The sequence below is a fragment of the Nisaea sp. genome, assembly GCF_034670185.1.
GTDB lineage: Bacteria > Pseudomonadota > Alphaproteobacteria > Thalassobaculales > Thalassobaculaceae > Nisaea.
Genome location: NZ_JAXMNY010000002.1, coordinates 205097 through 219288 on the forward strand (window position 1 = coordinate 205097; position 14192 = coordinate 219288).

General features: G+C 60.8%; 18 protein-coding genes. 8 read left to right on the forward strand and 10 right to left on the reverse strand.

All coding sequences use genetic code 11. The features are described from left to right. The first annotated feature begins 7 nt into the window (after nucleotides 1-7). The 3 genes from VOI22_RS10595 to VOI22_RS10605 all read left to right on the forward strand — a co-directional run bounded on the left by VOI22_RS10595 (nucleotide 8) and on the right by VOI22_RS10605 (nucleotide 2740). Nucleotides 8-1102, forward strand: a complete 1095-nt coding sequence (locus tag VOI22_RS10595) for an imelysin family protein (RefSeq protein ID WP_323796460.1) — start codon at nucleotides 8-10, stop codon at nucleotides 1100-1102. A 5-nt stretch (nucleotides 1103-1107) separates the two neighbouring features. Further along, the gene (locus VOI22_RS10600) at nucleotides 1108-2235 is read left to right on the forward strand and encodes a DUF1513 domain-containing protein (protein WP_323796461.1); all 1128 of its coding nucleotides are present in this window, start codon (nucleotides 1108-1110) and stop codon (nucleotides 2233-2235) included. Between the two features lie 121 nt (nucleotides 2236-2356). Beyond that, a complete protein-coding gene (locus tag VOI22_RS10605) occupies nucleotides 2357-2740 on the forward strand; it encodes a cytochrome c family protein (RefSeq protein WP_323796462.1) in 384 nt (127 codons plus the stop codon). A gap of 48 nt (nucleotides 2741-2788) precedes the next feature. On the opposite strand, the gene VOI22_RS10610 is transcribed toward VOI22_RS10605, so the two are convergent. From VOI22_RS10610 to VOI22_RS10625, 4 genes are all read right to left on the reverse strand, one after another. Further along, nucleotides 2789-3763 (reverse strand): ChaN family lipoprotein, encoded by a 975-nt coding sequence (locus tag VOI22_RS10610; protein ID WP_323796463.1) that lies wholly within the window; start codon nucleotides 3761-3763, stop codon nucleotides 2789-2791. After that, nucleotides 3763-4287, reverse strand: coding sequence for a hypothetical protein (locus tag VOI22_RS10615; RefSeq protein ID WP_323796464.1), 525 nt, complete (start codon nucleotides 4285-4287; stop codon nucleotides 3763-3765). Before VOI22_RS10615 ends, VOI22_RS10610 begins: the two co-directional genes overlap by 1 nt. Nucleotides 4288-4408: 121 nt before the next feature. Beyond that, nucleotides 4409-5293, reverse strand: coding sequence for an RNA polymerase sigma factor SigJ (sigJ, locus tag VOI22_RS10620; RefSeq protein WP_323796465.1), 885 nt, complete (start codon nucleotides 5291-5293; stop codon nucleotides 4409-4411). Beyond that, on the reverse strand, nucleotides 5293-5724 hold the full coding sequence (locus VOI22_RS10625) for a carboxymuconolactone decarboxylase family protein (RefSeq protein WP_323796466.1): 432 nt from the start codon (nucleotides 5722-5724) through the stop codon (nucleotides 5293-5295). The genes sigJ and VOI22_RS10625 overlap by 1 nt, the downstream gene beginning before the upstream one ends. 148 nt (nucleotides 5725-5872) lie before the next feature. On the opposite strand from VOI22_RS10625, the gene VOI22_RS10630 reads away from it, so the two are divergent. The 5 genes from VOI22_RS10630 to VOI22_RS10650 are packed head-to-tail and all read left to right on the forward strand — an operon-like array spanning nucleotide 5873 to nucleotide 9574. Next, nucleotides 5873-6607, forward strand: coding sequence for a DUF1538 domain-containing protein (locus VOI22_RS10630; RefSeq protein WP_323796467.1), 735 nt, complete (start codon nucleotides 5873-5875; stop codon nucleotides 6605-6607). 2 nt (nucleotides 6608-6609) lie between these two features. Beyond that, the gene (locus tag VOI22_RS10635) at nucleotides 6610-7440 is read left to right on the forward strand and encodes a DUF1538 domain-containing protein (protein WP_323796468.1); all 831 of its coding nucleotides are present in this window, start codon (nucleotides 6610-6612) and stop codon (nucleotides 7438-7440) included. Continuing rightward, a complete protein-coding gene (locus tag VOI22_RS10640) occupies nucleotides 7437-7787 on the forward strand; it encodes a P-II family nitrogen regulator (protein WP_323796469.1) in 351 nt (116 codons plus the stop codon). Before VOI22_RS10635 ends, VOI22_RS10640 begins: the two co-directional genes overlap by 4 nt. Continuing rightward, nucleotides 7784-8185 (forward strand): CBS domain-containing protein, encoded by a 402-nt coding sequence (locus VOI22_RS10645; RefSeq protein WP_323796470.1) that lies wholly within the window; start codon nucleotides 7784-7786, stop codon nucleotides 8183-8185. The genes VOI22_RS10640 and VOI22_RS10645 overlap by 4 nt, the downstream gene beginning before the upstream one ends. Before the next feature lie 21 nt (nucleotides 8186-8206). Then, nucleotides 8207-9574 (forward strand): MFS transporter, encoded by a 1368-nt coding sequence (locus VOI22_RS10650; protein ID WP_323796471.1) that lies wholly within the window; start codon nucleotides 8207-8209, stop codon nucleotides 9572-9574. Between the two features lie 55 nt (nucleotides 9575-9629). Here the strand turns inward: VOI22_RS10650 and VOI22_RS10655 are convergent, their stop codons facing one another. From VOI22_RS10655 to VOI22_RS10680, 6 genes are all read right to left on the reverse strand, one after another. Continuing rightward, nucleotides 9630-10073: a VOC family protein gene (locus VOI22_RS10655; RefSeq protein ID WP_323796472.1), complete on the reverse strand. Its 444-nt coding sequence runs from the start codon at nucleotides 10071-10073 to the stop codon at nucleotides 9630-9632. 103 nt (nucleotides 10074-10176) lie between these two features. Then, on the reverse strand, nucleotides 10177-10809 hold the full coding sequence (locus VOI22_RS10660) for a 2-dehydro-3-deoxy-6-phosphogalactonate aldolase (protein WP_323796473.1): 633 nt from the start codon (nucleotides 10807-10809) through the stop codon (nucleotides 10177-10179). A gap of 37 nt (nucleotides 10810-10846) precedes the next feature. After that, nucleotides 10847-11815 (reverse strand): zinc ABC transporter substrate-binding protein, encoded by a 969-nt coding sequence (locus VOI22_RS10665; RefSeq protein ID WP_323796474.1) that lies wholly within the window; start codon nucleotides 11813-11815, stop codon nucleotides 10847-10849. A 78-nt stretch (nucleotides 11816-11893) separates the two neighbouring features. Further along, nucleotides 11894-12697 carry a metal ABC transporter permease gene (locus VOI22_RS10670; protein WP_323796475.1) on the reverse strand — a complete coding sequence of 268 codons (804 nt, stop codon included), beginning with the start codon at nucleotides 12695-12697 and terminating at the stop codon, nucleotides 11894-11896. Between the two features lie 27 nt (nucleotides 12698-12724). Next, nucleotides 12725-13108, reverse strand: coding sequence for a RidA family protein (locus VOI22_RS10675; protein WP_028466384.1), 384 nt, complete (start codon nucleotides 13106-13108; stop codon nucleotides 12725-12727). 116 nt (nucleotides 13109-13224) lie between these two features. Beyond that, nucleotides 13225-14166 carry a diguanylate cyclase gene (locus VOI22_RS10680; protein ID WP_323796476.1) on the reverse strand — a complete coding sequence of 314 codons (942 nt, stop codon included), beginning with the start codon at nucleotides 14164-14166 and terminating at the stop codon, nucleotides 13225-13227. Nucleotides 14167-14192 lie beyond the last annotated feature (26 nt).

Here is a 14192-nt window from a genome sequence, read left to right on the forward strand (position 1 = left end):
ACACGCCATGCAACGCATATTGATCCTGTTGGTTTCCTTCCTGGCAATTTCAGCCGCAGGGCCAGCCGGACCGACGCATGCGGCTGATGTGGACGAGACCTTCAGGGCGATCACGAAAGCGAGCGTCTTCGATCACATCATCCCGCGTTATGAACATCTCGCCACCGCCGGAGCCGGGCTTGAAGCTGCCGCAACGACCTACTGCCAGGACCGCACGGCGCAGAGCTTCACCGCCCTCGACAGCGCTTTCCGGAGCTACTGGCTCACCTGGGCAGGCATCCGGCATATCCAGTTCGGCCCGGTGCAGATCGAGAACCGGGGATTCCGCATCCAGTTCTGGCCTGATTTCCGGAACAAGATCGGCAAACAGCTGTCCCGGGTACTCGCGGCGGAAAACAGCATTGCGCTCGAGAAAACGACCTTCGCCAAAACCAGCATCGCGGTTCAGGGCCTCCCGGCTCTGGAGCGGCTGCTGGTTGACGGGCATGCGGGATTTGCCGGCTCCAAAGGCTCTTTCAAATGCGCCCTGACGGAGACGATCGCCAGCAATCTCGCCACCATGGCCAAAGGCATTGCCGCCGACTGGAACCCGACCGACGGCTACGCGCATACAGTTGCCATGGCAGGCACGGAGGACAGCCTCTATTCGGAAGCCTACGAGGTACCGGTCGAGCTGTTGCAAAGCCTGCTCGGTGAGCTGGAAGCAAGCCACGACGTGCGGCTCGGACGGCCGCTTGGCTCCGAGGTGGACAAGGCCCGCCCGAAACTGGCCGAAGCCTGGCGCAGCGGCCTGTCCAAAGCCATTCTTGTCGAGTCTCTGAAAGGCGCGGGGGATTTGTATCGGAACGGCGGGTTCGACCAGGCTCTGCGGGAGGTTGGAGAGATCGCGCTCGCCGACCGGATAACGGCCGGCTTCCAGACAGTGGTCGCTCAGGCCACCGCACTCGACGGCTCTCTTTATGATGCTTTCACAGCGCCGGAGCGGCGCGACGCATTACGGGCACTCCGCGCGGACCTGAAAACGCTGACAGGCCTGCTCGGCACCGAGCTTGCGCTTGCCCTCGATATCTCGCCCGGTTTCAACAGCCGGGACGGAGACTGATTACCATGATCACACGCAGAACCCTGATTGCGGGCCTCGTCGCCTCCGGGGCAACGTCCCTGGTCTCCGCCCCGCTCACCGCTGGTCAGGCCGATGACCTCCTGCTGATGTCCTGCGCCCGGAAGTCCGATGGAAGCTTCGTCCTGGTCGGCTTCACCGAGAACGGCTCGGTTCCGTTCGAGTTGCCGCTGCCCGGCCGTGGCCACGCCACGACCATCTCACCGGACGGCAAGACTGCGGTCCATATGGCCCGTCGACCAGGTCGCTTCATGCTGATCGCGGACCTTGAGACCGGCGCCTTGAAGGATCTGGTGAACGCGCCGGAAGGCCGCCATTTCTACGGTCACGCCGGGTTCTCCCCGGACGGCCGCCTGCTCTTCACCACCGAGAACGACTTCGACAATGCGAAGGGCGCCATCGGCATCTGGACCGTCGGCGCACGTTATGAGCGGGTCGGCGAATGGAACAGCCACGGTATCGGCCCGCACGATCTCAGCCTGATGCCCGACGGCACGACCATGGTCATCGCCAATGGCGGTATCCTGACCCACCCGGACAGCGGCCGTGCCAAGCTCAACATCCCCGACATGAAACCCAGCCTGGTCTTTCTCGACGCTCGGGATGGCAGCTTCATCCGCAAAATCGAACTGCCGACGGAGCTGCACAAGAACAGTATCCGTCACCTCGATACCGGACCTGACGGCACCGTGCTGTTCGGCATGCAGTATCAGGGCGATGTCTCCGATGCGCCGCCGCTTGTCGGTCTGATCGGGCGTGATGGGAAGAGCGATTTATTCGATCCGCCTGAAACCCAGTCGGCGGGACTCAAGGGGTATTGCGCCGACGTCGCCATAGATGCGAGCGGCAAGTTCGGCGCCAGCACCTTCCCGCGCGGCGACCGGATCGCCATCTGGTCGATCCCGGACGGCAAACTGGTGTCTTTCAACGGCGCGCGCGACAGCGCCGGTGTTGCGGCCGGGCCTCATCCGGGCGGGTTCCGCTTCTCCACCGGTTTCGGCAAACTCCTCTCCCGCATAGCCGACCCTTCCGCACATGTTACAGAAGGCCACACCCAACGATTTGCCGGATTGGCATTCGACAACCATATGACTGTACTGGAGCGGCCTCTATAGAGGCTGTCCTGGTGCAACAACCGGTGCGACAGTTCGGCGGCTGTGTCTGATCTTCGCAACCCGGTATAAGTAAAAACAACAGATCGTCGACCTAGAACGACTGACTAATTTGGAGAGAGTAATGCTGCGTAAAGTCGCTATGACTGCCGTCCTCCTCGCCCTGTCCGTAAGCCCGGCACTGGCCGAAGGCGATGCCGCGAAGGGCGAGAAAGTCTTCCGGAAATGCAAAGCCTGTCATGTCGTCGACAAGGAAAAGAATCGGGTCGGCCCGCATCTTGTCGGCATCATGGGCCGTTCCGCCGCAGGCGTTGAAAAATTCAAATATTCCAAGGCAATGAAAGCCAAGGCCGCAGAAGGCTTGGTATGGGATGAAGCCAGCCTTGCGGAGTTTCTGAAGGCTCCGAAAAAATATCTCAAGGGCACAAAAATGGCATTTGTCGGTCTGAAAAAGCAGGACGATATCGACAACGTCATCGCCTACATCAAAGCCGAGAGCAGCAAGTAAGACGCCTGACCACGATAACTGCGCCGCGCACCGGGAACTGGTGCGCGGTCAGTTCTTGGTGAAGGCTTTGAACCGGGCTTCCAGATCCGCGCAGTAATCCTTGTCCGGCTGCGCCGGGTCCGTGTACCAGACATAATCGAACCTGCTGGCCGGAACCGCATGTTCCTCACCGGCCCAGACAATTTCCAGATCGCCTTCCAGCAGACCAATTGACGCTATGTTTTTGCCGCCGAACCGCTGTTCAAGGTGAAAACCCGCGCCAGTATCGCGGCGCGCATGCTGGCCTCCGGCGATCAGCACAGCACCATCGGCCATCACCGCCGATCGCACCATCGCCTCCGCCAGACTGGCATCCCGGGCGATCTGCACGGCGACCATCGGAGAGAGCTTCGTCTTGGGAATGAGCCCGCAATGGCCGCGATAAACCGCATCCAGAAGCATCTCCATGACCCGCTCCGGAACGGGCTCGTCCAGCCGGAGTGTCTTGCCGAGATCGGTTTCCGCCAGATCGTCCCGGCTGATGGCCCGGACCGTCTCTGAATCCAGATTACCGGCGATTATCGGCAGACCCGCTGCCAGTGCCTGCGCCGCGATCGGCCGATAGAATTGCCAGTCGGGCCAGCCGGTCTCAGCCCAACCGACGGCATCCGCAAACGCGTCCGCATCGGTACCACCCGCCTCCAGGAAATCATCAATCGCGGACTGCTTGCCGCGCCCGATCATCTCCCAGACCAGGGCTGGCTTGCGCCCGGCCGCGATCATCCGGCGGAGAATTTCGGCCTGGATTTGGTGATGCTCCGGGTTGTCGTGCTTCTCGCCAAGGAGCACGAAGCGCCGGTCCACGAGATCTGTCGCCAGGCGATCCAATGACAGCGGCTCACCCGTCGCCGTTTCAAACAGGGCGGGCGGCGGCGAGGCAGCGGCCGGAGCAGCAACCGAAAGGGCTGCGACGCCGACGATCAGGGCAACGCCCAGAACGCCGCGCCACCGCCCGGTAAAATGTGAGGTGTGGGATATGGCCATCAATCAAACAGGCTGTCGATCGCGCCCTGGTCCATGATGTCGTCGATCTCAGCCTGGTCGTAGCGCGGCACTGCGCCGTTAATCACGCCGGAGATCTGCTCCAGCGTCAGTCTGACCTCGCGCACCTTCGCCATCGTCTGATTTCGGAACTCATCCTCGGGCACCGCTCCGTTCAGCTTCTTCAGCAAATCCCTTGTCGCGAAGATCTGTTCGTTCGCCGATGCCACCAGATCCTCGAAGGCCTGGGTATATTCGTGCGGAGCGTTTTCATAAGCCCAGATCGCCAGTTCCTTGTCAGAGAATCCGCTAGCCGCGAAATGCTCGATATAGGTCGCCGGTTTCCATTCATCGACATCCTCAAGCATCTCCGGCATATCCGGGACGAGCTCAAGCAACATCACCACTTCATTGAAATGGTTCAGGTAATCAGTCGCAAGCAGGGAGGTCTCGTTGATATTGGTTCCCCGGACCAGCAACCTGTATGTCTTGGTAAGGCGAGGCTGTGTCTCCATCGCGACAACCATACCGCATTCCCCAAACGTTTTAGACCCAATTCTATGACATATACCTGCAACTCCTTAAAATTGCGTATATTTTTAGATAATTAATGATGTTTCGATGGGCTTCCGGCGAATCTATGGAAATTCAGCCCGCGAGGTCGAAGCCGCTCAGCTTGTCTGGATTGCGCATGACCATGATCTCCGAGATCCACTGGTCAGCATTCACCCGGAATGTCACGACAGCATGCGCGGCGGGGCCGTCCCGGACGATCAGGGCAAGCTGCGCATTGATCTCCGCCACCGTGATGGAATAGCCGGACCAGAATTTCGGCAACGCCCTGGTAACAAAGGTGAGTATCCGTTCCGCCCCTTTGACAGGCCCAAGAATTGACACCGCCTTGCCCCCGCTGTCAGCTGTCAAAATTGCGTCGCGCGCCAGCAACCCGGCGAGGTCGTCCGCAGCTCCAGTCCGCAACGCGGTCTGGAAGGCATCGATCAGGCATTGCTGCAGATCCCTCGGGGCAGGCTTGGTATTACCCGCCTGCCTGACATTGACCCGCGCCCGGGAGACCAGCTTGCGGCAGGCCGCCTCGGAGGTCGCGAGTTGCCCCGCGATTTCCGCATACTCCATCGCGAACACATCGTGCAGCACGAAAGCCGCCCGCTCTTTCGGCGTCAGCCTCTCCATCACAAGCAGGAAGGCCATGGTCACGCTCTCGCTGACCATGAGATCCGTTTCCGGCGTGGCGCTTTCCCCGGTTGCCATCGGCTCCGGCAGCCAGTAGCCGACATAATCCGTCCGGCTTCGCCGCGCCGATTTCAACACATCGAGAGAACGCCGCGTGCAAACCGACGTCAGCCAGGCACGAGGCTGCTCGATCACATCACGATCAGTCCCGCTCCAGGCCAGGAAGGTGTCCTGCACGACATCTTCCGCTTCGGCGCGGGAGCCAAGCAGACGGTAGGCGAGGCCGATCAGCATCGGCCGCGCCTGCTCGAACTCACGAATGTGATGCCCGTTCTGTGTCATCAATGCTGCGAGACCTGAATGCGGTTCCAGAGATTGATCATGGCAATGATTGCGGTCAGCGTCGAAATATCCTTATCCGAAAAATGCTTCCGGAGCTCTTGCCGCAAGGGGCCAAGATCCGCCACAGGATCGAGCACTGTCAGAGCCTCGGTCCAGGCCAGCGCCGCCTTCTCCCCGTCGGAGAAAACCCCAACATGCCGCCAGACGATCAGACGGTCTATCCGGTCCTGGGTCTCACCATCCTGGCGCGCCTCGTCGATATGCATCTTCACACAGAATGCGCACTGATTGATCTGCGAGGCACGGAGCTTCACCAGATGATGAAGCAGCTTGTCGAATCCAGTTTCGGCGATACTCGCCTCTACCGCTTCCAGCTTGCCGAGAATGGCCTCGGCGTTGGCGTAAAGGTTCACGGGTCCGGTGGCTGCCATGTCTATCTCCTGCGTGGCGTTGCAATGTGCTTTCACAGACATGTCGAGCCAGCGCTCTCCGCTGTGACATAGGCCTCACAAAAATTGTCCCGCACCATTGCGACAGCAGGGCTGGAAGTCAGCGGATCAACAGGTTAGCTTGCGCTTTATGGTCAATCGACTCCTCGCGTTCGGCTCCCTTTTGCTCGGCACCGCCCGCGACGTGTTACCGATCGTGCTGGTCGTCGCCTTCTTCCAGTTGGCCGTCCTGCAGCAACCCTTCCCCAACCTCGGACAAACCTTGGCTGGCCTGGTTGTCGTGGTCCTCGGCCTGACATTGTTCCTGCAAGGCCTCGAGATGGCCTTGTTTCCGATCGGCGAATTTCTTGCCGGCGCCCTCGCGCGCAAGGGCAGCTTGATCTGGCTTCTGCTGTTTTCCTTCGGGCTTGGCTTCGGAACCACTGTGGCCGAACCGTCTCTGATCGCGGTCGGCGACGAGGCCGCACGGGTCATGGCGGAAGGCGGCTTCATCGCCAATGCGCCGGACGCCATGAGTTCCTACGCGCGCGCTCTCCGTTATACGGTCGCGGCCTCGGTCGGCATCGCCATCGTGGTCGGCGTATTCCGTATTCTGAAAGGCTGGCCGCTGCACTGGATCATGATCGGCGGCTATGTGGTCGTGCAGGCGCTGACCGTCATCGCGCCGGAAGAGATCATCGGCATCGCCTACGATTCCGGCGGCGTCACCACCTCCACCGTCACCGTGCCGCTGGTCACCGCGCTCGGTGTCGGACTGGCAACGGTTATCAAGGGGCGCAATCCGGCAATCGACGGTTTCGGGCTGATCGCCTTTGCATCACTCTCGCCGATGATCTTCGTCCTTATTTTCGGGATGGTGTTCTAGGTATGGCGATGGAATGGATCACAGCCTTCTACGAGGCTTTTCTCGGCACGCTCCTAGACGTGTTTCCGATCGCGGCGATCCTCGCCTTCTTCCAGCTGGTCGTCCTGCGCCAGAGCATTCCGCATCTCCGCCAGGTGCTGCTTGGTTTCGTCTATGTGATCCTCGGCCTCTCGCTCTTCCTGGTCGGGTTGGAGGAGGCGCTGTTCCCGGTAGGCGAGCTGATGGCGACACAGCTGACCGACCCCGCCTTCATCGCCCCCGGCCGGGATATCGCAAGTCTCGACTGGACTGACTATTACTGGGTCTACCTGTTTGCCGCGGCCATCGGATTTTCGACGACCATCGCCGAGCCGTCCCTGATCGCCGTCGCCAACAAGGCCAGCGTTCTCAGCGGCGGCACCATCGACGGTCGAGGCCTGCGCATCGCCGTTGCCGTCGGCGTCGCCCTCAGTATTGCCGTCGGCGCTTTCCGGATCATTACCGGCACGCCTCTCTACCTCTACATGATCGCCGGCTACGCTCTCGTTGTCCTGCAGACATTGTACGCGCCGCGCATGATCATCCCGCTGGCATACGATTCCGGCGGCGTCACCACGTCCACCGTCACCGTCCCGCTGGTCACCGCTCTCGGTCTCGGCCTGGCCTCGACCGTTCCGGGGCGGGATCCGGTGCTGGACGGGTTCGGGCTGATCGCCCTCGCCAGTCTCTTTCCGATGCTCAGCGTGATGAGTTATGCCCAGGCCGGCGCCTGGATGGCCGCACGACGCAAGAAGCGTGAGGCCGACCTTTCCAATTCCGAAACAACACCCCCACAGCCAGGGAGCCAGCCATGAAGTTCAAGCTGATAGTTGCCGTGGTAAGCGATGCTAAAACCGAGATCGTGGTCGATACCGCACGACAATGCGGCGGCACCGGCAGCACCGTTATCACCAATGTCCGGGGCGAGGGCCTGAAACCCTCCTCCACCTTCCTTGGCCTCACTCTTGAGGGTCAGCGCGACATCGTTCTGCTGGTGGTCGAGGAACATATGTCCCGTCATATTCTGGAAGAAATCGGCCGGGCCGGCCGGTTCGACGAAGACCTTGGCAGCGGTGTCGCCTTCCAGATCGATATCGAGGACGCCGTAGGGCTAACCTCGCAAATTAAAGAGATCGAAAAAGAGATCGAGGAAGAAATATGAGCCACCATCCTTATGTGAAGGTCGAGGACGTGATGAGCGGTGATCCTCACGTCATCGACGGCCTCGCCACAGTGCGGAATGCCATCGACCTGATGCGGGAGCACAATGTGAGCTCTCTCGTCATTGAGCGGCGGGACGAAATGGACGAGTACGGCGTCGTCACGGTCGGCGATATCGCGGCACACGTGGCCAGCAAGGACCGCTCGCCGGAACGTACCAGTGTCTACGAAATCATGTCGAAGCCGGTGCTGTCCGTCGATGTCGGCATGGACATCAAATACGCGATCCGCATATTGAACCGCTTCAAACTTACCCGGGCGCTCGTCATCCGCCATGGTGAGATGGTCGGTATCGTGACCCTGCGTGACATGGTTGTGCGCTATACTGCGCCTGACTGACCTCGATCCGAGTGGGGGAATATGATCGGTATTCTGAGCCATTCCGCCTACAGGCATCTTTTCTTCGCGCAGGCGCTGTCTTTGCTGGGCAGCGGTCTGACAACGGTCGCACTCGGATTGCTCGCCTACCAGATCGCCGGACCGGATGCCGGGCTCGTGCTCGGCACCGCCCTCGCTATCAAGATGATCGCCTATGTTGTGCTCGGCCCTGTCGGAGCGGCCCTCTCCTCCCGGTTTCGCAGAGGACCCTTTCTTGTCACGCTGGATCTTATCCGGGCGGGGTTCGTGATCCTGCTGCCGTTCGTGACCGAAATCTGGCAGATCTACCTGCTGATCTTTCTCTTCCAGGCCTGTTCCGCCGCCTTTACCCCGACATTCCAGGCAACGATCCCAGACCTCCTTCCGGAGGAGCGCGATTACACGCGGGCACTTTCCCTGTCGCGGCTGCTTTATGATCTCGAGCAACTGGCCAGTCCGCTCATCGCGGGACTGCTCCTGTCGATCATGACATTCCACGGTCTTTTTGCCGGCAACGCGCTCGGCTTCCTTGCCTCCGCCGCCCTTATTCTCACGGCATCGATACCCGCACAGAAACCTGACCCGATGCGACGCAGTTTCCGTGCCCGGGTGTCTCGCGGCAGCTGGATCTACCTCAAAACGCCCCGGCTGCGCGGGCTGCTCGCGCTGAGCTTCGCGGTTTCCGCGGCGGGGTCCATGGTGATCGTCAATACCGTTGTGTTCGTTCGGGATGTGCTTGGCGGCTCCGAGCGGGACGTCACGCTGTTCTATGCGGCTGCCGGTCTGGGCTCGATGGTCGTCGCCCTGACCCTGCCGAGGCTGCTGGAGCACCGGCCGGCGCGGCCAATCATGCTCGCGGGCGGCCTGCTCCTGTCGCTATCGCTCTGCGCCGGCATCGCGGCGGAAACATATCTTCAGGCGCTGGCTGCATGGTGCGCTATCGGTATCGGGACATCCATGGTGATGACCCCCTCGGGACTGCTGCTGAGGCAGTCTTGCCATGCCGAAGACAGAACCGATCTGTTCGCCGCCCAGTTCGCGCTTTCGCACGCCTGCTGGCTCGTCGCTTATCCGTTGGCCGGATGGGTTGCGACATCTTTCGGGATGGATGCGGCTTTCGCGACACTCTCTGTCGGTGCGGCGGCTGGTCTCGCAGCCGCCCTGCATTTCTGGCCGAGGCATGACCCGACCGAACTCGCGCACGAGCACGAGGAGATGGTTCACGAACACCCGATTTCAGACGATGGTCATCATGAGGCCGCGCACCGCATGCCGATCGATCCGACCGGGCAAAAGCACCGGCATCGCAGGTTCCGGCACCGCCATGCCTTTGTCATCGACGATCACCATACGGCCTGGCCGCAAGGGTGAAGACGCCGCTGGCTAAAGCACTGCCGGAACGAAGCAATACAAGGACGATTGCGGCTTACCAGGAGCCGGTATTCGCCATAGACGCCCAAGGCTCAGCCGGCGCCAGCGCCTCGCCTTCCTGCAGGATTTCGATTGAGATACCGTCCGGCGACTTCACGAACGCCATGTAACCATCCCGCGGCGGGCGGTTGATGGTGACACCCGCATCCATAATTTTCTGGCAGGTCTCGTAGATATTCTCGACGCGGAAAGCGAGATGACCCCAGGCCCGGCCGGTCGTGTACTCTTCCGGATCCCAGTTATGGGTCAGCTCGATCACCGGCGCGCGTTTGTCAGAGGCAGCCGTTGCCTCGTCGCCCGGCGCATAGAGGAAGATGTTGGTGAAACGGCCTTTTTCGCTGTCATAGCGATGAACTTCCTTGAGGCCGAGAATGTCGCAGTAGAATTTCAGGCTCTCGTCGACGTCGCTGATCCGAACCATCGTGTGCAGATACCGCATGTGCTCGCTCCCGCTTGGCATGCTTGTGAATTGGCGTTGAGGTTATGACATTGCCCAAGCGCCGCTGTGTTACAAGTCCGGTTTCCGAAATGGGCCTATTCCATCATTTCCGCATGCCCTCACGCCACGCGGCAATCAGGGCTGCAGCATCGGCGCCAATCCGGTCCACTGGCTTGCCCGGTTTGAAGATCGAGGAGCCGACGGCAACCGCCCGGGCACCGGCGGCGAAAAAATCCGCGATGTTATCGAGCCCAACGCCGCCGGTGACGACGATCCCCCTGTCCGGAGGCAGCACGGCGCGCAGCGCGCCGACGATTTTCGGCTCGATCGCATCTCCCGGGAACAACTTCAGATAATCCGCACCCGCCGCCAGCGCCTGGAACGCTTCCGTCGGCGTAAAGAAGCCCGGCATAGAGATCAAACCGCACCGTTTCGTCTCGTCGATCACCCGCCTGTCCGTGTTGGGAGACACCACAAGGCGTCCGCCTGCCGCCGCGACCGCACGCACATCCTCGTCCGTCAGCACCGTCCCGGCACCGATCACCGCCCGGTCTCCGAGAAGACGGGCCAGGCTGGCAATGCTCTCGAAAGGCTGAGGTGAGTTGAGCGGCACCTCGATCACACGAATGCCGGCATCGAACAGCGCCTGACCGATCTCTTCCGCACGCTCGGGTTCCAGGCCACGCAGAATTGCGACGATAGGACAGACGCTGAGCGCCTCTTCGATACTGATCACGGCCAGCCTCTCGATTGAGTTCAACCGATGCAGTATGTCACTTCAGGCAGGATTCGAAACCGTCCGCAAGTCCAAGCATCAAAGCATTGTAAGCGTCCGGCCCGAACGGGATGGTGCTGCCGACCGGATCAAGCGTGCCGAGTCTCGCCCCGGAGCCTTCCGCCACAACCTCTGCAAGGCGTGGCCTGAACTGCACTTCCTTGAAGATACAACGGATGCCGCCATCAGCGACCCGTTGCCGGAGAGCCCGCAGCCGTGCCGCCCCCGGAGGCGCGCCGGTGCCGAGGCTGATCGCGCCGGCTGCCGTCAAATCGAACGCGGCTTCGAAATACTGGTAAGCATCGTGGAAGACGAGAAACGGCCGGTCACGCACCGGCGCGAGCTTCAGCCGGATGGTTTCGGAAAGCTTCTCAAGATCCAACATTGCCGCCGCCGCATTGGCATTGTAGAGCCCGGCCCGATGCGGGTCCCGCGCGGCAAGAGATGCTGCAATCGCGGCGACAAAAGCCTTTGCGTTGGACGGACTCAGCCAGACATGTGGATCGTCAGCACCATGGTCGTGCGCGGCGTGCCCCTCGGCTCTCTTGTCGTCCTCATCATGCCCGTGCTCGGTGTGCTCACCATGCTCGGGAGAGTCCCACAAGGCGCCCTCGCGAACGCTCAGATGCGTGACGCCTTTGGCTTCGCTCAATTCGACAACGCGGTCACCATAATCAGCATCGCGGTCAACCGCGGCCCCGAGAAAGCTCTCGATGTTATGGGATACCAGAATGATCAGGTCGGCATTCTCTATCGCCCGGGCATCGGAGGGACGCAGTGCATATTCATGCGGCGACTGCCCGTTCCGAAGAAGGAGATGCGGCTCTCCGGCACCCGCCATGACCTTCGCAACGAGGCTATGCACCGGCGGAATCGACGTGACGACCGAAAGCTCGGCTCGTGCAGGCAGGGCGGAAAGCAGAATGGCGGCCAACAAGCCGCCGATCTTCAGAAACAGATATCTCATGGGGGATCTCAATAGGTGAATTCAAAAAATGTTATAACATAACAAAATCTGAATTCAAGCCCGATCTGACCAAGCCGTCTATTCCCTCGATGAGAGCCTGCCCGGCCAACGCGGCAGACCGACCAGGAAAACGGCAAAGGCAACAAGCACGATTGACGGCCCCGCCGGCGTGTCGAACTCCAGCGAGCCCAGCATTCCGATCATCACGGAGAACACGCCGATAGCGACGGCTCCGGCGACCATCGCCTCCGGGCTCGTAGCCCAGCGCCGCGCCCCAGCGGCGGGCAGGATCAGCAGGGATGTGATCAGCAAAACGCCGACGACCTTGATCGCAACCGCGATGACCAGGGCAAGCAGCAGAGTGAAAATCAGGTTGGCCCGGCGGCCGCCCAGCCCCTCGGCCTGGGCCAGATCGCTGCTGACGGTGGTTGCCAGCAAAGGCTCCCAGATCCGCCATAGGCAAACCAGAACCACTGCAACGACAGCGTAGATCAGCATGATGTCTTGCATGGAGACCGACAGCACGTCACCGAACAGCACGCCCATCAGATCGACCCTGAGCCAACTCATCAGCCCGATGGCGACAAGCCCCATGGCCAATGCCCCGTGCGAGAGAATGCCGAGAAGCGTGTCGGTCGGCACAGTGCTCCAGCGCTCAAGCGACAGCAGGAGCGCTGCCACGGCAACCGTCACGGCGAAGATCCCCAGCACCGGCTCGATATTCATCAGGAAGCCGAGGGCCAGCCCGAGCAGCGCAGAATGGGCCATGGTATCGCCAAAATAGGCAAGCCGGCGCCAGACCACGAAACAGCCCAACGGGCCGGCAGCGAGCGCCGCTCCGATCCCGGCCGCCAGTGCCCGCAGCAGAAAGTCGTCAATCACCCAATCGTCCCCCGATCGTCACGCCCGTCAGAGCGCGACGGCCTCGCCCTCGACCTCGCAAAGGAAGTCGGGCGTCGCCAGGGCGGAGATTTCCAGATAGGTGCAGGCTGGAGCGTGTCCGTCGAACATCCGGTCTCGAATCTCCCGGAAAGACGCGACCGAACCCGGCACCGTGGAATAAAACACGATCTTCACAATATCCGTCTTGGTCATACCGGCGCCCTCGATAACCTTGAACAGGTTCTCGAAAGCCTGGACCGTCTGGGCTTCCAGCCCTTCGCATATGCTTCCATCGGGAGCGATGCCGATCTGGCCCGACGCAATCGCCCGGCGGGCGTTAGCCGGCACCGTCACAAGCTGGGAGTAATGCGAAGCTGGCGCTACGACGCCTTTCGGATTGGTGAATTCCATCGGATGACTTCCTTTCGGTTCAGCAAAACCATGCGTACACGCCGCGAAAGAAATCGCGCGGTCTTGCAAAGATCACTTAGAGGGAATGTCAGGCGAGGGCAAATGCGCGATGCAACTCACACCAATTCAGAGGCGTCCCCAACGACAACCCGGTCCCGGCCGCTCTCCTTGGCTTCATAGAGAGCGAGGTCCGCCGCTTTCAGGATAGCTTCCACTTTTGGGCAATCAGCACCGAACTCGGTACAGCCGATACTGATCGTGAACTGGAGCTTATTCCCACCCGCTTCGATGCTCGCCGCCCGGACGACGCCAAGCAGACGCTCCGCAGAAACCATGGCTTCTTTTTTGCCCGTCTCCGGCAGCAAAACTGCGAACTCCTCGCCGCCAATGCGCGCCACCGTATCAAGCTGCCGGACTTGGCCTTCCAGAAGCTTGACCAGCTGGATCAGGACGGTGTCGCCAACATCATGGCCAAAGCTATCGTTGATGCGTTTGAAGTGATCGACGTCAATCATAAGCAACGAGGATGGATGCTTGTAACGGCGCGCTCGCTCGACTTCATCCTCCAGCTTGGACATGAAATAGCGCCTGTTGAAAGCCGATGTCAGCGCGTCCGTTGTCGCCAGGCGCTCCAGCTCCTCGTTCAGCTGTTCAAGACGAAGCGCATATTCCCTCAGTCTGAGATGATTCCGAACCCGGGCTGTGACCACGGTCGGCTTGTACGGCTTGGTGATGTAATCGATCGCCCCGAGCTTCAGGCCTTTTTCCTCGTCACCATCATCGGAGAGGCCAGTGACGAAAATCACCGGCACATTTTCTGTCCGGGGATCGTTCTTCAAAGCCTTGATCACGTCGTACCCATCCAGCTCCGGCATCTGGATATCGAGCAGGATCAGGTCCGGCGGGTTTTCGAGGGCCTTGTCGATAGCCTCACGCCCGCTCAGGGCAGAGGAAACAGTGCCGAGATCTTTCAGGATAAGACTGAGCAACATGACGTTCTCAGGAGCGTCGTCGACCACGAGGATCGCGAACTCCTGATTTTCCACAACGTTACTCATCACTCTCTCCGTCAGGCCCGCAAGGC